This is a genomic window from Mycobacterium appelbergii (assembly GCF_032883035.1).
In the GTDB taxonomy this organism is placed as follows: domain Bacteria; phylum Actinomycetota; class Actinomycetes; order Mycobacteriales; family Mycobacteriaceae; genus Mycobacterium; species Mycobacterium appelbergii.
In genome coordinates this window covers 157,788-175,050 of record NZ_JAMQTH010000015.1, presented here as the reverse complement: position 1 = coordinate 175,050, position 17,263 = coordinate 157,788, and the positions used below count along the sequence as shown (strand labels likewise).

The window sequence follows — 17,263 nt, the reverse complement described above, 5'->3', positions numbered from 1 at the left end:
CTGGTAACCCGGCAACGGGCGGCCCGCAAGGCTACGTACGATTGCCCCGTATCGATCCCCGACCGCGAAGGCAGCCATAGTGGCCACGGACTGGACCGACAACCGAAAGAACCTGATGCTGTTCTCGGGGCGCGCGCACCCCGAGCTGGCAGAACAGGTCGCCAAGGAACTTGATGTTCACGTGACCGCGCAAACTGCGCGGGACTTCGCCAACGGCGAGATCTTCGTGCGCTTCGACGAATCGGTGCGCGGGTGCGACGCATTCGTCCTGCAATCGCACCCTGCTCCCCTCAACCAGTGGTTGATGGAGCAGTTGATCATGATCGACGCGCTCAAGCGTGGCAGCGCCAAGCGCATCACCGCGATCGTGCCGTTCTACCCGTACGCGCGCCAGGACAAGAAGCACCGCGGCCGTGAACCGATCTCGGCCCGGCTGGTCGCCGATCTGCTCAAGACCGCAGGCGCGGACCGCATCGTGTCGGTCGACCTGCACACCGATCAGATCCAGGGCTTCTTCGACGGACCGGTCGATCACATGCGCGGACAGTCGCTGCTGTGCGGCTACATCGGGGAGAACTATGCCGGGGCCGACATGGTGGTGGTCTCCCCCGACTCGGGCCGCGTGCGAGTGGCCGAGAAATGGGCCGACGCGCTCGGTGGCGTTCCGCTGGCCTTCATCCACAAGACCCGTGACCCCCTGGTGCCCAACCAGGTGAAGTCCAACCGCGTCGTCGGCGACGTGAAGGGCAAGACCTGCATCCTCACCGACGACATGATCGATACCGGCGGCACCATCGCAGGCGCGGTCAACCTGCTGCGTGAGGACGGCGCCAAGGATGTCGTCATCGCCGCTACCCACGGCGTGCTGAGCGACCCGGCCCCGCAGCGGCTCGCCGAGTGCGGTGCCAGGGAAGTGATCGTCACCAACACCCTGCCGATCACCGAGGACAAGCAGTTCCCGCAGCTGACCGTGTTGTCGATCGCACCGCTGCTGGCCAGCACCATCCGCGCGGTGTTCGAGAACGGCTCGGTCACCGGCCTGTTCGACGGATCGGCTTAGCGTGACGGAGCGTATCTACCACAATCCGAAGTGCAGCACCTCCCGCAAGACGCTGGACCTGTTGCGCGACAACGGTATCGAACCAGAGGTTGTGCTGTACCTGAAGACTCCGCCGACGCGGGCGGAGTTGAAGAAGATGATCGCCGACGCGGGCATCGATGTGCGCACCGCGGTCCGCAAGCGCGAATCCCTTTACTCCGAACTGCAATTGGCTGACGCTTCGGACGACGAGCTGCTCGACGCCATGGCGCAGAATCCGATCCTGATCGAGCGCCCGTTCGTCGTCACCGCCAAGGGCACGCGCTTGGCCCGGCCGATCGACGCGGTGCGCGAGATTCTGTGAACCGACTGCGGGCCGCTGCGGTGACCTCGACCGCGCTGGCCCTGCTGCTGTCCGGATGCGGTGCCGAAACCCCTGACTACAAGTCGATCTGGACCACCAGCTCCACCACGACCGCCCCGCCGACCAGTGGCGAGGCGCCGGTGCCGATCTCGCGCTATCTGGAGAGCGTCGGCGTCGAGGGCGAGCCGGTCGCACCGGAGAAGATCCCCGAGCTGACCATCACCATGCCCACCCCGGCCGGCTGGCATGACTACGTCAACCCGAACCTGGCCCCGGGCACCCGGATGATCGCCAAGGGCGACACCTACCCGACCGCGATGCTGTTGGCCTTCACCCTGCACGGCGATTTCGACGTGGCGGCGGCCATCAAGGACCACGGCTATGCCGATGCGCAGCTCTCGGAGAACTTCAAGCAGCTCAATGCCTCCACCGCGGATTGGCACGGTTTCCCGTCGGCCATGATCGAAGGTTCCTACGACCTCAACGGTCGGCGGATGCAGAGCTACAACCGCATCGTCATCCCCAGTGACAACCTGAAGCCTCCGCAGCGCTACCTGGTGCAACTCACGGTCACGACGTTCGCCGACGAAGCCGAAGCCCAGGCCAAAGACATCGAATCGATCATCGCAGGGTTCAACGTCGTCGCTAAGTAGGGTGAGCGGTATGAGCGAATGGACCGCGTCCGACCTGCCCTCCTTCACCGGCCGCACCGTCGTCGTCACCGGCGCCAACAGCGGCCTGGGACTGATCACCGCACGTGAGCTCGCGCGGGTGGGCGCGAAGGTCATCGTCGCCGTCCGCAACCTGGACAAGGGCACTGCCGCGGCGGCCACCATGACCGGCGGGACGGTCGAGGTCCGCAAGCTGGATCTGCAGAGCCTGGACTCGGTGCGCGAGTTCGCCGACACCGTGGAGACCGTCGATGTGCTGGTCAACAACGCCGGCATCATGGCGGTACCGCTGTCGCGGACCGCCGAGGGATTCGAAAGCCAGATCGGCACCAACCACCTGGGCCATTTCACGCTGACCAATCTGCTGCTGCCCAAGGTCTCCGAACGGGTGGTCACGGTGTCGTCGCTGATGCACTGGATCGGATACCTCAGCCTGCAGGATCTGAACTGGAAGTCGCGGCCGTACTCCGCGTGGCGCGCTTACGGCCAGTCCAAGCTGGCCAACCTGCTGTTCACCAGCGAGCTGCAGCGACGGCTGACGGCCTCCGGCTCGCCGGTGCTGGCAGTGGCCGCCCACCCCGGCTATTCGGCCACCAACCTGCAGGGCCACAGCGGCAACCGGTTGGGGTCCAAGCTGGCGACCGCAGGCAACCGGCTGGCCACCGATGCCGCATTCGGCGCCCGCCAGACCCTGTACGCGGTGTCCCAGGATGTGCCGGGCGACAGCTTCATCGGGCCACGCTTTGGGCAGTTCGGTCCCAGCCAGCCCGTCGGTCGCAGCCCGCGGGCCCGCCGGGCGGACACTGCCCGAGCGCTGTGGGAACTGTCCGAGCAGCTCACCGATACCGTCTACCCACTCTAGATTTTTGCTGGGGGCAGTACCTTTTGCTACCCTCACCTGGCATCACGGCGAGGGTGGCCCACTGTCGGGCCACCGTTATCGACGGGAACAATTTTCACTAGTTGTTGCAGCCCTGGCCGTGCTGAATGTTTTGACCGCCAGGATGAGGAGCAACACAATGGCCAAGAATTCGGCCCCCAACAAGCTGACCGCCGCGGTGCGTACCCGCACCGGCAAGGGCGCATCGCGCCAGGCCCGTCGTGACGGCAAGGTGCCCGCCGTGCTGTACGGCCACGGCACCGACCCCCAGCACCTGGAGCTCGCCGCCCGCGAGTTCGCCGCCGTGCTGCGTAAGTCCGGCACCAACGCGGTGCTGACGCTGGACGTCGAGGGCACCGAGCAGCTGGCGCTGACCAAGGCTCTGGAGATCCACCCGATCCGGCGCACCATCCAGCACGCCGACCTGATCGTCGTGAAGCGCGGCGAGAAGGTGACCGTCGAGGTCAACGTCGTCCTCGAAGGTGACGCGCAGCCGGGCACCCTGGTCACCCAGGACGCCAACTCCCTCGAGATCGAGGCCGACCTCCTGTCCATCCCCGAGCAGCTCACCGTGTCGATCGAGGGCATCGAGGCAGGTACCCAGATCTCCGCGAGCCAGATCGAGCTGCCCAAGGGTGTCACCCTGATCTCGGATCCCGAGGTGCTGGTGGTCAACATCGTCGCAGCCCCGACCGCCGCGGAGATGGAAGGCGAAGGGGCCGGCGAAGGGGCCGAGGCGCCCGCCGCCGAGCCTGCTGCCGAGGCCGCCGAAGAGTCCTCCGAGTAATTCTCGATGGCCGAGCCGTTGCTTGTGGTGGGCCTGGGAAATCCCGGGCCCACCTACGCCAAGACCCGGCACAACGTCGGGTTCATGGTGGCCGACCTGTTGGCCGCGCGTATCGGCTCGGCCTTCAAGGTGCACAAGAAATCCGGCGCCGAGGTGGTAACGGGGCAGCTGGCCGGACGACCGGTCGTGCTGGCCAAACCGCGGTGCTACATGAACGAGTCAGGCCGCCAGGTCGGCCCGCTCGCCAAGTTCTATTCGGTGCCGCCTGCCGAGGTGGTGGTCATCCACGATGAGCTCGACATCGACTTCGGCCGCATCAGGCTGAAGTTCGGTGGCGGGGTCGCCGGCCACAACGGCCTGAGGTCGGTGGGTGCGTCGTTGGGCAGCAACGCTTTTGCGCGGGTGCGAATCGGCGTCGGACGCCCACCCGGACGCAAAGATGCCGCCCCGTTCGTGTTGGAGAACTTCAGTTCCGCCGAGCGTGCCGAGGTGCCGACGATCTGCGAGCAGGCCGCCGACGCCACCGAGCTGTTGATCGCCCAAGGCCTGGAGCCGGCCCAGAACACCGTGCACGCCTGGTAATTTCCCCCTGCGCGGCACCTTTCTCCGGCGAGCAGACAGTTAGGTCCCCTGGAATGCGCATTCCAGGGGACCTAACTGTCTGCTCGCGGGGAAAAGGCAACCGAAAAACTCAACGGCCGCGGATGCCGCTGTCGACCACCTTCACCGTCTTGTGCGGATAGCGCTTCTCCGCGTGGGCTTTGGCCGCCGAGTTCGGCAGCACGTAGAGCGTCTCTTTCTTGTCCTGAAGAGGCCGTAGGACCGTGTCCATGAATGCCTTGCGGTCGTCGAGGTAGGGCTCGATCACGTCCTCCCCCGCCGGACACACTGCCAGGCAGTAGGCCGCCTTGTAGTTGGCCTTGAAGGACAAGCTCTGCCACATCGAGGCGTTCTCCGAATCGCTCACCCGAGAACGGAAATCGTCTGCGTCGTCACTGTCGGCAATGGTCTGCACCCAGTCGGTGAAGCCACCCATGAATTCGCGGTAGTTGTGCACCGAGCACGCGACGAAGTCGAACTCGCCATCCTTGCCGATCGCACCGACCGGGCAGGCCGCCACGCACAGCTTGCATTCCAGGCATGGTGAATAGTCAAGCGGTTCACCGTAATCGCTGATGGGCGTGCCCACGAGAATGGTGGCCAACAGGATGAAGTTACCGAATCTGGGATGAATGACGTTGCGGTGGATGCCCATCACGCCCAGGCCCGCGGCCACCGCGATCGGCTTGTGCGCCGCCACCCAGATACGACCGGGATACCTGTCCATCTCCATCGGGAAGGTCGCCGACGGGTTCACCGCGCGGTGACCGGCATCCTCCAACGCACGGGTGATCCGGTGAGCGGCCTCGTTGATGATCTCGCCGCTGCGGTGAAACTCCTGGTTGGCGACGCTGCGCTCGGTGGACCGGACGTTCTCGCGGTTCATCTTCACCACCAGCGAGATATAGCTGCGCACGCCGGGCAGGGCGGTCTCGACATGCTCCTGCTCGGAGGCCAGCGCGGGATTGTCGACGGCGGCGAACGCGACGTCGTCGGCACCGGCGTCCAGACAGAGTTGCCGCAGCTGATCCGCATCGATGACCGCAGGTGGCGCGTCCGCCCGTCGGGCCCGCACCGCCCGCACCGCGCGCACCGTCGGATGGTCGGAGAGTTTCGGCTTGCCCGTCATCCATCTGAGTATAGTCATCTATACCCAGATGGCAACCTCAGAGCCCTTTCCCTGGTCCGCGCCGAGATGTAAGCAGATCCATCGAATTTCGGTCATCAAATGTCGCTTTTTTCGGAGCAGTGTTGCTCCTAGCGTGATGTGAGTCGCCACACACGGCGACCCAATCAGGCTCCAGCATCGACGCTGACCACACGCACGCTCCCGCGAAGGACTCCCACACATGGCGGCAAGAACTGTCCTCGACGCGCCCGCGTTGCGGTCGGCTCATGCTCGCCGGTGCCACCGGGCGCGGATCGGGCTGTGAGGGCAGTTTCGAGGACTTCGACGTGTATCGGGAAGTCCGCTCCTAGAACATCGCTCGTCGCGCCTCCGTTCAGGCGCTGGCCGAAGGACAGAACTCACTTGCACATCGCCACGGCGACAAGGGTCGACAATGCCTGCGCCAACCACTCCGCCACCCACTCCGCCACCGACGCAGAAACATTTATCGGCCGGCCGGAAACATCCAATACCTGTGCTGCACAGAGGAGTTCATCATGACCTTCAGTTCGGCAGAGTCCAGCACATTCTCAGAACCATCGAAATCGGTACTGCGCCGGGCCATCGCCGCGTCGGCGGTCGGCAACATGGCCGAATGGTACGACTATGGTGCGTACGCCTACGTCGCGTCCGAGATAGGCCGGCACTTCTTCCCAGGTAATCACCAGACACTGTTCACCATGCTGGTGTTCGCGGTGTCCTTTGTGCTGCGACCACTGGGCGGCATCATCTGGGGTGTCATCGGAGACCGCCGTGGCCGGCGATTCTCGTTGACAGTCACCATCTTGCTCATTTCGGCAGCGACGTTCTGCATGGGCCTGCTCCCGACCTACGGTTCCGTCGGAATACTGGCGCCGATCCTGTTGATCGGATTGCGCGTCATTCAGGGGTTGTCGACCGGCGGCGAATACGGCGGAGCGGCGACGTTCATGGCCGAGTACGCGCCCGACCGGCGCCGGGGGTTCTACGGGAGTTTCCTGGAGGTAGGCACGATCTCGGGATTCACCCTGGCCGTGTTGGTGGTCGCCGGTACCGAACACGTCATCGGGGCCGAAGCAATGAGCGACTGGGGTTGGCGCGTGCCATTTCTCCTCGGCGGCCCGCTAGGACTGATCGGTTTCTATCTCCGGAACCGACTCGAGGACACCCCGGTGTTTCGCGAATTGGAACGCACCGAGGACACCGCACGCCGCGCCACCGGAATCGCTCGCGAACTGCTCACCGTCTACCGCCGTCAACTGCTGGCATTGGCCGGCTTGACCATCGCACTCAACGTGGCGAATTACACGCTGGTGGCCTACCTTCCCACCTATCTGCAGGCGACCATCGGATTGAGCTCGACGCAGACCGATGTACTGGTCATCACCGGACAGGCGATCATGATCTTCTTCCTGCCTGCAGCGGGCCTCCTGTCCGACCGCATCGGGCGTAAGCCGGTCTGGTGGATTTCCCTGGTCGGCCTGTTCATCCTGGTGACGCCGATGTACCTGCTGATGACCGCCGGTTTCGGTTGGGCTGTACTGGCTTTCGCCATCCTGGCATCGGTGTATCTGTTGCAGCTGGGGACCGTCTCGGCGATGTTCCCCGCGATCTTCCCGGCTCACGTCCGCTACGCGGGATTTGCCATCTCGTATAACGTGGCCACCGCACTTTTCGGCGGAACCGCCCCCGCGGTCAACGACTGGTTGATCGGCTCGACACAGAATGCGATGGCCCCGGCCTTCTACATGATGGGCGCATTCGTGATCGGCATGATCGCGCTGCGATTCGTTCCCGAGACGCGCGGATGCTCGCTGCGTGGCCGCTCGATACCGGGCCTGCAGCCCTCGCACCAAGCCGACGCGATGGCACCGAGCCGGACTATCTGACTGTCCGGCAACGGGACTCGCAGAGCGTATTCACAACCGCCGGTTCACGGCGGGCTCACCACTTCTAAGGAACCTGACCAGATGACTTCGCTCGACGCCGCCCAACCACGGCTGGAACACACCACCGAACTGCTCCAGACCCTCATCCGCAACCGGTGTGTCAACACCGGTCACGAAGACTCCGGAGAAGAAGTTCGCAACGCCGATACGCTGCGCCAGTTCCTCGGGAATGCCGTGGACACCCAGGTCTACGACGCGGCCGAGGGCAGGCGCTCACTGGTCGCCAAGATTCACGGATCCGACCCGACGGCACCGTCTCTCGCGCTGCTCTGCCATACCGATGTGGTACCCGCCGATGACATCGATTGGCTGCACGACCCGTTCGGCGGCGAACTGATCGACGGAATGATCTGGGGTCGCGGCGCGATCGACATGCTCAATATGACGGCCACGATGGCAGCGGCGATCAGGCACGCCGGGCAGTGTGGACACCGACCGCGCGGAGACATCTCGTTCATCGCCACCGCCGATGAGGAAGGCCAGGCCACCTGGGGCGCAAAGCATCTCCTCGACCGCCACCTCCACGATGTCACCACCGATTACGTCGTCACCGAAGGCGGCGGCTGGCCCCTGACCTCGGGTCCGACTCCCAAATTGTCATGGTCTACCGCGGAGAAAGGCACGGTCTGGCTGCGTCTGGTCGTGCACGGACGCGCCGGCCACGCCGCGATGCCCTTCGGGGCCGACAATGCCCTGGTCAAGGCCGCCACGATCGTCGGCCTGCTGGACGCGCACCGCCCGGAACCGGTGATGTCGGAGATCTGGACGCGATGGGTCAGGGGTATGGATTTCGACGCCGAAACCACCTCGGGTTTACTCGATGCGAGCCGCATCCGCGATATCGCCGACGGGCTACCCGAACTCGGGGGAACCGCACACGCATGCACGCACATGACGCTGACTCCGACCGGCGCGCGCGGCGGGATCGCCATCAACTCCATCCCTGAGCGGGTGGAGATCGACATCGATGCGCGGGTGATGCCAGGACAGACGCGGGTGGATGTCGAGCGGGAGATCCGCGCCGCCCTCGGGCGACTCGCCGACGAGGTGACCATCGAGTGGATACATGAACTCGTCACCCACGAATCCCCGCTCGAGACACCGCTGTACGACACGGTGACGGGAATCGTCGACAACATCGCGCCGGGAACACAGCTCGTCCCGAGCATGATCACCGCGTCCACCGACGCCGACTATTTTCGCCGTGCGGGAGCGCAGGTGTACGGCTTCTCGATGTTCTCGGGGTTCGTCGGCCCCAGCGAATTCCGGCACATGTTCCACGGCGCGAACGAGCGCGTCGACACCACCACTCTTGCGCTGTCCACAGAGCTGTGGACGCAACTGATCAGCAAGTTCTGACCCACCGAAAAAAGGCCAACCAGACATGCAAGTCAAGACGATCGACGAAGTTTTCAGCACGCAGGAGTACCGCGAGCGCATCGCCGCGGTGAAACGTGCGGGCCAGCGTGCCGCGATGGACGCGCTCATCGTCACCGATCCCAAGAACATCTTCTATCTCACCGGTTACGACGCTTATTCGTTCTACGTGCCGCAGGCGCTCATCGTCGCGGTGGATCAACCCGATGAGCCGGTACTGATCCTGCGGGAGCAGGATGTTCCCGCAGCTACGGCCCTGACCTGGCTGGCGCCGGCCAACGTCGTGGGATACGACGAGGCCTACATCCACGGCACCCAACATCCCATGCGTGTGGTGGCAGAGACGATCTCGACTCTGCACTGGCGCCCCAAGAACGTCGGCATCGACGAGTCAGATCTGTCGGTCGGCGCGCTCCACGCACTGCACGACACCATGCCCGACGCCACCCTGATGAACGCCACGGGACTCGTCGAATGGATCCGATGCCACAAATCAGCACGGGAAATCGACCTGATCAGGGAGGCCGCGTCATTCAGTGATCAGGCGATGCTCGCGGCCATCGACATCATCGAACCCGGTGTCCGCGAGGCCGACGTTGCCGCCGACATCTACCACGAGCTCATCAGCGGAAAGGGCTCAGCGTACGGTTCCACCCCGTGGCAGCCCTACCTGTCCTGTGGCGTGCACACGAACAATCCGCACATGAGCTGGAGCGGCAGGTTCATCGCGCCGGATTCTCCGATCACGATCGAGCTTGGCGGCCATCGTCACAACTATGCGGCCGGTCTTGCCCGCACCGTCTACCTGGGGTCGCCACCACCTGAGTACCGGCGCCTGGAACGCACCGTGGCGGAGGGCTACGACATCGCCAGGTCGACGATGGCACCCGGGAACACCGCCGAGCAGGTGCATGCCGCCTGGTCGAGTGTCCTTGGCAAGCAAGGATTCACCAAGAACGCGCGCATCGGCTATTCGATCGGGATCTCTTTTCCGAAGACCGCCTGGATCGAGAACACGGTCAGCCTGGCCGCCGGTGACCGCACCGAGCTCCGCCCGAACATGGTGCTGCACCTCATGCTTGCCGTGTGGCTCAATGACATCGGCTACTCGCTGAGCGAGACGTTCGTCGTCGGCGAAACGGGGAGCGAGAGCCTCTCGTCGCTCCCCCACGAACTCATCGTCAAGTAGGCATGCCGATGTCGCACACCATGCCCGACCTGCAGTCGATACTGAAGGCACGCAGCCGAATTGAAGGCTACATCAGGCGAACACCGCTACAGCGTGCCGAGGTGATCAGCGAAACCACCGGTGTCGATACGTATCTCAAACTTGAAACTCTCCAACCCACAGGCAGCTTCAAGATTCGCGGCGCGAGCAATTCCGTCTGCACTCTCGTGGAGAATGGCCAACACAACGGAATAGCCACTGCGTCAACAGGAAACCATGCCCGTGCCGTGGCACACATGGGCAACAGAATGGGTTTACCCGTGAAAGTGTTTGTCGCGGCGTCAGTGCCCGCCGACCGGGTGGCGGCGCTGCATCAGCTCGGCGCGACGGTGGACAACTCGTTCGCCGACCAGTCCGAAGCGATCTGTGCGGCACGGAACCACGCAGAGGCGAACAACTTCGGGTTCATCCCTCCGTTTGACCACCCCGATGTGATCAGCGGCCAGGGTACCGCTGCCCTGGAGCTGTGGGAGGACCTCGACGACATCGACGCCGTCGTCGTTCCGGTGTCCGGCGGAGGTTTGATCACCGGTGTCGGGGTCGCGATGAAGGAACTGCGACTTGCGACGACCGTCATCGGGGTGTGCGCCGAGAACGCGCCTGCGATGGCGCTGTCGCTACGTGCCGGACATCCGGTCAGTCCGCCGGAGATCGACACGGTGGCGACCTCGCTCATGGGAGATCTGGGCCCGGACAACGCCTATACCTTCCCGCTGGCCCAGAAATGCGTCGACGAGATCGCCACCGTGTCGGAAAGCGACATCACGTCCGCGCAACGCAGGCTCCGACAGGACGCCGGAATCGCCGCTGAGGCCGCGGCGGCCGCCGCCCTGGCCTACCTGTGCACCCACCGAGACCGGTGGCAGGGACGCAAAGTCGCCCTGCTGGTCACCGGTGCCGGCGACGCGCAATCGACAGGAGATACACACGGTCAGGAGGAATCACGATGATTCGACCCTCGGGACACTACGCATTGGGGATACGGCGAGGACAGTGGCTGTTCGTGGCCGGACAGACCGGTGAGGACGCCATGGGCCGCCTGGGCGATCTCGCCGAGCAGACGGCGCAGGCGATCGCCAACATCACCGAAATCCTTGCTGCGCACGGCGCGGGGATCGCAGACGTGGTCCGCATGACCTGCTTTCTCGCCGATATCGACGAGTTCTCCACGTTCGATGCGGCGTACTCCCGCGCACTCGGCGGGCCAGGCGGGCAAACTCCCGTGCGGACGACAGTCGGCGCGAACGGTTTACCCGCAGGCGAGTTGGTCGAGATCGAAGCGACCGCCTACCTCGGCGAGACGACGTGACTTCCACAACGCAGCGTAAATAATTCGTTCGGACGGTGTTCGGGCGGTCGTGACCGGGGTACACCGGAGATATGGACACCTTCCGGTCACGCCCCGGCCCGCTGCGGCGGTGCTGGCTGCGCATGCTCGACGGCGGGCGGGTTTGGGGATCTGTGGACATCCGCCCGGGCCGCTTCGGTATCACCAGCTACCGTCTCGTGGTCTACCCACCCGGCCTGGATCAAACCCAGCGGCGCTGGGCGCGGGCGGCGCGGGGCTGGCCGATGTGGGGACTGCTGCTGTGGTTGCTGTGCCAAGCCTGGTTGTCCGGCACCATGGGGCCGGGGCCGGCGTTGGGGATCTCGGTCGCGGTGTTCGTCGCCTCCGGGATCGCCGCGGTCATGTTGGCAGGCGACGCGCGCACTCAGGTCCGCACCATGATCGCGGTCACGATGGCCGGATACGACGACCCGGACTCCCGCGCGGGCCGCGACAAACTACTGGACCTGGCGGCCACACTTCTCGAGGCCGACGACCAACTCGCCCGCGGTGAGCTCAGTCCCGTCGATCACGAGGTGATCTGGTGGCGGGTATACGACCAGTTGCAGGGCGCACATCCCATGCCGAGCAGACGCTGAGGTACCGGAAAAGTCGCGATTCCGGGTACCTACGCGTCTGCTCGCCAGAGGAAGGTTCGCCAAAGGAAGGTTCGCGCCGGGAGACGGTTACTGACTGACCAACGAAACCGAGTTGGCGCGGCGCAGCTTGCCCGACGGTGTCTTCGGGATCGAGCCGGGGCCGAGCACGACGACGTTGCGGGGCCGCACATCAACCTCGGTGACCACCTCGTGGGCCACCTGATGCTCGATACGGCGCACCTCGACCGGGTCCTGCCAGGCGTTGGATTCGACGGCCACGGCGAAGGTTTCGCGGGAATGGCCGGCGTCGAGCCGCACTGCGACGGCGCAGCCCGGGCGCACGCCCTCCACCCGGCCCGCGGCCCGTTCGATGTCCGTCGGGTAGATGTTGCGCCCGGCCATGATGATGACGTCCTTGACGCGGCCGCAGACCACCACGTGGCCGTTCTCCATCAGGTAGCCGAGATCGCCGGTGTCGTACCAGCCGTTCTCGTCCTGGGCGGGCAGGAAGCCGCCCATGGTGATGTAGCCGGGGGTCAGTGACTCGCCGCGGAGCTCGATGACGCCGACGCCACGCGCGGCCATCACCTCACCGTTCTCGTCGACGATGCGGGCTTCCAGGTCCTGCAGCAGCGGGCCAAGGGAGGCCAGCCGCTTGGTGTTGCCCTTTGTGGCGGGCACCGCACGGCGCAGCGCGGCCAGCAGGTCGGTGTCGACCTCGTCGACCACCAGTCCGGCGCCGCACTCGGAGAACGACACCGCAAGCGTCGTCTCTGCCATGCCGTAGGCGGGCAGGATGGCCTCCGGACGCAGCCCGAACGGCTTGCCGGCATCGAGCAGGTCCTCGACGTCGGCCGGCTCGACAGGCTCGGCACCGGAGAGGGCGAAACGCAGCGTGGACAGGTCGAACTGCCCGGGCTCGGCCTGCTTGCGCAGCCGCTTCGCGAACAGCGCGTAGGCGAAGTTCGGCGCCGCGGTCATGGTGCCCTTGTACTTGTCGATCAGCTTGGCCCACAGCAGCGTGTCCCGCAGGAAGTCCATCGGCGTGACCTTGACGAGCTCGGCACCGAAATACATCGGGATGGTCAGGAAGCCGACCATGCCCATGTCGTGGAAGCACGGCAGCCAGCTGACCATGACGTCCTTGTCGACGTCGTACTTGGCGCCGATGAACATCGCCTCGGCGTTGGAGTGGATGTTGCGGTGGGTGATCTGCACGGCCTTCGGCGATCCCGTCGAACCCGACGTCAGCTGCATCAGGGCCAGGTCGTCCTCACCGGTCTCGACCGGGTCGATCGGGTCGGCGGTCAACAGGTCGGCGACCGTGAGGACCAGGATGCCCTTCTCTTCGAGCACGGGGATCGCAACCAGGAACGGCTCGGAGACGATGACGGCCTTGGCCTCGATCATGCCGATCACGTTCATCGTGTCCTCGGCCCACACCGCGAGGTCGGTGCGCGGGGTGGGCTGGTGCAGCATGGTCAGGCTGGCGCCACGCATCCACAGCGCCTGTGCGGTCGGCGCGATCTCCACAGGGAAGCCCGCGAGCACTCCGATGGCGTCACCGGGGCCGACACCCGCGGCGGCGAGCCCACCGGCGATGCAGCGGGCGCGCTCGTGCACCTCACCCCAGGTGTGGCGCACCGGCTCGTGCGGCTCACCGGTCACCATGCCGGTCTTCACCGTGCGGGCATTGCGGTACATCTTTTCGGTGAATCTGCTCACGACAACCTCCTTGGCTTCCGGAGCCGCGGCGCCCACGATGGTAGGCGCAGTGACATTGCCCGGTTTTCCATGCTCCGCCTGACGAGCAACGCTTTTGAATAGGCGCGCGCACACAGTTCGGCAGCAGTTATGTCTCGGTTCGGTGATGGCTTCGTCGGGGCCGCAGCAGCCGTGCGCACCGTTGCGGATGCAAAGACATCGGTGCCGGCAACACAGCGCTGCGCCCGCCCGCCCAGAACTGCGTCGGGCGAGAACTTCGCATGCACCGCATGACCGCTAGCATTCACCGCCGATCATCTTAAGAGACCCTTAAGTAGCTGCCAAACTGTCGCGACAATTGAGGTCTGCATCACACCCCCACCTGCACCAGCAGGGCTCCTCAGACCGATGCCGACGGCGCCGGTACGACGCGCGCGCCGGGCACCGGACCACTGGCCACCCGCACGGTGCGACACACCCCGGCCCCCGACAACTCCGCGCCGACGTCCACCGCCGAGGTCGCCGACGCGCACAGGAACGCGCAGGTGGGCCCCGACCCGGACACGATGCCCGCCAGCGCGCCGGCCTCCACTCCTGCGCGCAACGTGCGACGCAGGTCCGGATACAGGCTCAGCGCCGCCGGTTGCAGCTCGTTGTCCAGCAAGGGCGCAAGTTCGGCCGGGTTGCCGGAGGCCAGCGCGGCCAGCACCTGCTCGGGATCGTCGGCCCGCGGCCGTTCATCGCGGTTCGTGTCGGCGCGCAGCCGGTCCAGCTCGCCGAACACCTTCGGCGTCGACAGGCCGCGACCTGCGAATGCCAGCACCCAGTGGAACATGTTGCGGGCCAGCACCGTGGCCAACTCCTCGCCGCGACCGGTGCCCAGCGCGGTACCGCCGTGCAACGCGAACGGCACGTCGCTGCCCAACCGGGCCGCCAGCGCGTGCAGGTCCCGCCGGGGCACCCCGAGTTCCCACAGCGTGTTCATCGCCACCAGCACCGCCGCCGCATCGGCGCTGCCACCCGCCATGCCGCCCGCCACCGGGATCGCCTTCTCGATCGAGATCGCGACGTCGGGCGCCCGGCCGACGTGATCGGCCAGCAGCCCGGCGGCCCGCCAGGCCAGATTGCGCTCATCGGTGGGCAGGGACTCCACGCCCTCCCCCGACATCGTCAGCGACAACACGTCGGCGTTGCGGACGGTGACCTCGTCCTGCAGTGACACCGCGTGGAAGACCGTCGTCAGATCGTGGTAACCGTCGTCCCGCACATCGCCGACGCCCAGATACAGATTCACCTTGCCGGGAACACGCACAGTGACCGACCCGGTGGGGACCCACTCGGATGCGGTACTGCCGTCAGATGCAGACACGGCCACGACACTATCGCCGCTGACGCGAAACTGTCGGCGAACCTCGGCTGTGCTGCTGGTCAGCGGCGCGCTGCGGGCAGCCGGGAGTCGAGCACCGCCAGCGCCCGCCTGGCCCACCGGATGTTCTCCTGCTCGAACGCGATGCCGCGCAACAGGGTCAGATATGGACCCACGCGCTGCGTCCCGGCGAGATAGTCGTCTTCGGTGCGGCCGCCGAGCAGCCTCGCCTGCGTGCGCTCATAGCGTTCCAGCTTGGCGCAGGCCCGCTCCAGCCGTTCGGCGATGCTGTCGCGCACCGCGCCTGCGTCGCCGGCATCGAGGGCTTGCACGCCGACCAGGAGCTCATCGCGGATGATCGACGGCTTGGGCGCCGTGGCGGTGAACTGCGCGAGGGTTTCGAGGCCTGCCTCGGTCAACGAGTACATGCGCTTGTTGGGCCGACGCTCCTGCAGCACGACCCTGGCCTCGATGAGGCCCGCTTCGGCGAGGCGGTCGAGTTCGCGGTAGAGCTGCTGGGGCGTGGCCATCCAGAAGTTGGCGACGGACGCGTCGAAACCCTTGGCCAGGTCGTATCCGGAGGCTTCGCCGTCGAGCAAGGCGGCGAGCACCGCATCGCGTAGCGCCATCACCGGATCATACAAGCCACCTACTCAAAAAGTTGATTAATCGCATCTGGACATAGGGCCGTCGAGCCTCTACCGTCAATCACACCTATTCAACGAATTGACTAGACGAGGTGGCCGATGCACCCCTTCCGCGCAGCAGTCGAGGCCCGCGACGTGGCCGCCATCGAGGCACTGCTGGCCGACGACGTCGTGTTCACCAGCCCGGTGGCGTTCAAGCCGTACCCGGGCAAGGCGATCACCGCCGCGATCCTGCGCGGGGTGCTCCGGGTGTTCGAAGACTTCCGCTACCTGCGGGAGATCGGCGACGACGACGGCCGCGACCACGCGCTCGTCTTCGAAGCCACGGTGTCAGGGAAAAAGATCACCGGCTGCGATTTCCTGCACCTCGACGACAACGGCCAGATCGACGACCTCATGGTGATGGTGCGGCCACTCTCCGGCGCAACAGCTTTGGCCGAAGCGATGGGCGCACAGTTCGAGCAGATCCAACGTGAGGCCACCGAAGCCACCGCGGCCGCCAAGACCACCACCGAAAGCCGTTGATCGACATGCGTATCGGCCTGGGCATCAACTACGCGGGCGGTTTCAAGGACGTGGCCGCCGAGGTCGCCGACCTCGAGCGGGCCGGCCTGGACATCGTCTTTGTGCCCGAGGCGTATTCGTTCGACGCGGTCAGCGCGCTGGGCTACCTGGCCGCGGCCACCGAACGCGTGCAACTGGCCTCGGGGATTTTGCAGATCTACACCCGCACACCCACGCTGACCGCGATGACCGCGGCGGGACTCGACTACGTCTCCGACGGCCGATTCACCCTGGGCCTCGGCGCTTCTGGGCCTCAGGTCATCGAGGGCTTCCACGGGGTGGCCTATGACGCGCCGATCGCCCGCACCCGGGAGATCATCGACATCTGCCGTCAGGTGTGGCGCCGGGAGTACCTGGAATACCAGGGCAGGCACTACACCATCCCACTACCCGGCGATCAGGGCACCGGCCTGGGCAAGCCACTCAAACTCATCAATCACCCTGTCCGCGACCGGATCCCGATCCTGCTCGCCGCGCTCGGCCCGAAGAATGTCGAGCTGGCCGCCGAAACCGCCGAGGGCTGGCAGCCGATCTTCTACCTGCCCGAGAAGGCCGAACAGGTGTGGGGCCCCGCACTGGCAGCCGGGCACGCCAAACGTGACCCGAATCTGGGACCACTCGAGATCTATGCCGGCCCGGTGCTGGCCATCGGTGACAACGTCGAACCGCTGCGCGAATTCGTCAAGCCCCATGTCGCCCTGTACGTCGGCGGAATGGGGGCCAAGGGCAGGAACTTCTACCACGCCCTTGCCACCAAATACGGCTACGGCCCGCAAGCCGACCGCATCCAGGAGCTCTACCTGGCCGGCGACAAAGAGGGTGCGGCCAAAGCCGTCCCGGACGACCTTGTTCGCGACATCTCGCTGATCGGCAGCGCCGCGTTCGTCAAAGAGCGCGTGGCAGCCTTCCGCGAGGCGGGTGTGACCACACTGAACGTGGTACCCGTCGCCGCGACGTCGGACGAGCGGGTCAGGCTGATCGAGCAACTGCGCGAGCTGCTCTGACCTTCACACC

18 protein-coding genes are annotated in these 17,263 nt (G+C 65.6%); 14 read left to right on the top strand and 4 right to left on the bottom strand.

The genetic code is table 11. The annotated features are described in order from the left end of the window. The first annotated feature begins 79 nt into the window (after positions 1 to 79). The 6 genes from M1247_RS29410 (at position 80) to pth (ending at position 4,323) form a co-directional block, all read left to right on the top strand. Positions 80 to 1,060: a ribose-phosphate diphosphokinase gene (locus M1247_RS29410; RefSeq protein WP_317159939.1), complete on the top strand. Its 981-nt coding sequence runs from the start codon at positions 80 to 82 to the stop codon at positions 1,058 to 1,060. Position 1,061: 1 nt separating this feature from the next. Further along, the gene (gene arsC, locus M1247_RS29405) at positions 1,062 to 1,403 is read left to right on the top strand and encodes an arsenate reductase (glutaredoxin) (RefSeq protein WP_317159938.1); all 342 of its coding nucleotides are present in this window, start codon (positions 1,062 to 1,064) and stop codon (positions 1,401 to 1,403) included. Next, positions 1,400 to 2,056: an LpqN/LpqT family lipoprotein gene (locus M1247_RS29400; RefSeq protein ID WP_317159937.1), complete on the top strand. Its 657-nt coding sequence runs from the start codon at positions 1,400 to 1,402 to the stop codon at positions 2,054 to 2,056. Before arsC ends, M1247_RS29400 begins: the two co-directional genes overlap by 4 nt. 10 nt (positions 2,057 to 2,066) lie before the next feature. Then, complete coding sequence (locus M1247_RS29395; protein WP_317159936.1) at positions 2,067 to 2,936, top strand: oxidoreductase; 870 nt, start codon at positions 2,067 to 2,069, stop codon at positions 2,934 to 2,936. Between the two features lie 157 nt (positions 2,937 to 3,093). Next, positions 3,094 to 3,741, top strand: coding sequence for a 50S ribosomal protein L25/general stress protein Ctc (locus M1247_RS29390; RefSeq protein WP_317159935.1), 648 nt, complete (start codon positions 3,094 to 3,096; stop codon positions 3,739 to 3,741). Positions 3,742 to 3,747: 6 nt separating this feature from the next. Then, positions 3,748 to 4,323: an aminoacyl-tRNA hydrolase gene (pth, locus tag M1247_RS29385; RefSeq protein WP_317159934.1), complete on the top strand. Its 576-nt coding sequence runs from the start codon at positions 3,748 to 3,750 to the stop codon at positions 4,321 to 4,323. Positions 4,324 to 4,432: 109 nt separating this feature from the next. Here the strand turns inward: pth and M1247_RS29380 are convergent, their stop codons facing one another. Continuing rightward, on the bottom strand, positions 4,433 to 5,470 hold the full coding sequence (locus M1247_RS29380) for a 4Fe-4S binding protein (RefSeq protein WP_317159933.1): 1,038 nt from the start codon (positions 5,468 to 5,470) through the stop codon (positions 4,433 to 4,435). A 536-nt stretch (positions 5,471 to 6,006) separates the two neighbouring features. On the opposite strand from M1247_RS29380, the gene M1247_RS29375 reads away from it, so the two are divergent. The 6 genes from M1247_RS29375 to M1247_RS29350 all read left to right on the top strand — a co-directional run bounded on the left by M1247_RS29375 (position 6,007) and on the right by M1247_RS29350 (position 11,968). After that, on the top strand, positions 6,007 to 7,377 hold the full coding sequence (locus M1247_RS29375) for an MFS transporter (protein ID WP_317159932.1): 1,371 nt from the start codon (positions 6,007 to 6,009) through the stop codon (positions 7,375 to 7,377). An 81-nt stretch (positions 7,378 to 7,458) separates the two neighbouring features. Next, positions 7,459 to 8,796: a M20/M25/M40 family metallo-hydrolase gene (locus M1247_RS29370; RefSeq protein WP_317159931.1), complete on the top strand. Its 1,338-nt coding sequence runs from the start codon at positions 7,459 to 7,461 to the stop codon at positions 8,794 to 8,796. 25 nt (positions 8,797 to 8,821) lie between these two features. Continuing rightward, positions 8,822 to 10,003, top strand: a complete 1,182-nt coding sequence (locus M1247_RS29365) for a M24 family metallopeptidase (protein WP_317159930.1) — start codon at positions 8,822 to 8,824, stop codon at positions 10,001 to 10,003. 2 nt (positions 10,004 to 10,005) lie between these two features. After that, positions 10,006 to 10,992, top strand: a complete 987-nt coding sequence (locus M1247_RS29360; RefSeq protein WP_317159929.1) for a threonine ammonia-lyase — start codon at positions 10,006 to 10,008, stop codon at positions 10,990 to 10,992. Then, positions 10,989 to 11,351: a RidA family protein gene (locus M1247_RS29355; RefSeq protein WP_317159928.1), complete on the top strand. Its 363-nt coding sequence runs from the start codon at positions 10,989 to 10,991 to the stop codon at positions 11,349 to 11,351. The genes M1247_RS29360 and M1247_RS29355 overlap by 4 nt, the downstream gene beginning before the upstream one ends. A gap of 71 nt (positions 11,352 to 11,422) precedes the next feature. Beyond that, the gene (locus M1247_RS29350) at positions 11,423 to 11,968 is read left to right on the top strand and encodes a DUF6611 family protein (RefSeq protein ID WP_317159927.1); all 546 of its coding nucleotides are present in this window, start codon (positions 11,423 to 11,425) and stop codon (positions 11,966 to 11,968) included. An 87-nt stretch (positions 11,969 to 12,055) separates the two neighbouring features. Here M1247_RS29350 and M1247_RS29345 read toward each other — a convergent pair whose 3' ends face one another. From M1247_RS29345 to M1247_RS29335, 3 genes are all read right to left on the bottom strand, one after another. Next, the gene (locus M1247_RS29345; RefSeq protein ID WP_317159926.1) at positions 12,056 to 13,693 is read right to left on the bottom strand and encodes a fatty acyl-AMP ligase; all 1,638 of its coding nucleotides are present in this window, start codon (positions 13,691 to 13,693) and stop codon (positions 12,056 to 12,058) included. A gap of 379 nt (positions 13,694 to 14,072) precedes the next feature. Beyond that, a complete protein-coding gene (locus M1247_RS29340; RefSeq protein WP_317159925.1) occupies positions 14,073 to 15,041 on the bottom strand; it encodes a 4-(cytidine 5'-diphospho)-2-C-methyl-D-erythritol kinase in 969 nt (322 codons plus the stop codon). A gap of 59 nt (positions 15,042 to 15,100) precedes the next feature. Next, positions 15,101 to 15,667: a PadR family transcriptional regulator gene (locus M1247_RS29335; RefSeq protein WP_317159924.1), complete on the bottom strand. Its 567-nt coding sequence runs from the start codon at positions 15,665 to 15,667 to the stop codon at positions 15,101 to 15,103. A gap of 117 nt (positions 15,668 to 15,784) precedes the next feature. Here M1247_RS29335 and M1247_RS29330 point away from each other — a divergent pair, with 117 nt between their 5' ends. Both M1247_RS29330 and M1247_RS29325 read left to right on the top strand, forming a co-directional pair. Then, the gene (locus M1247_RS29330) at positions 15,785 to 16,210 is read left to right on the top strand and encodes a nuclear transport factor 2 family protein (protein WP_317159923.1); all 426 of its coding nucleotides are present in this window, start codon (positions 15,785 to 15,787) and stop codon (positions 16,208 to 16,210) included. A 5-nt stretch (positions 16,211 to 16,215) separates the two neighbouring features. Beyond that, positions 16,216 to 17,253 carry an LLM class F420-dependent oxidoreductase gene (locus tag M1247_RS29325; protein WP_317160003.1) on the top strand — a complete coding sequence of 346 codons (1,038 nt, stop codon included), beginning with the start codon at positions 16,216 to 16,218 and terminating at the stop codon, positions 17,251 to 17,253. The last annotated feature ends 10 nt before the right edge of the window (positions 17,254 to 17,263 follow it).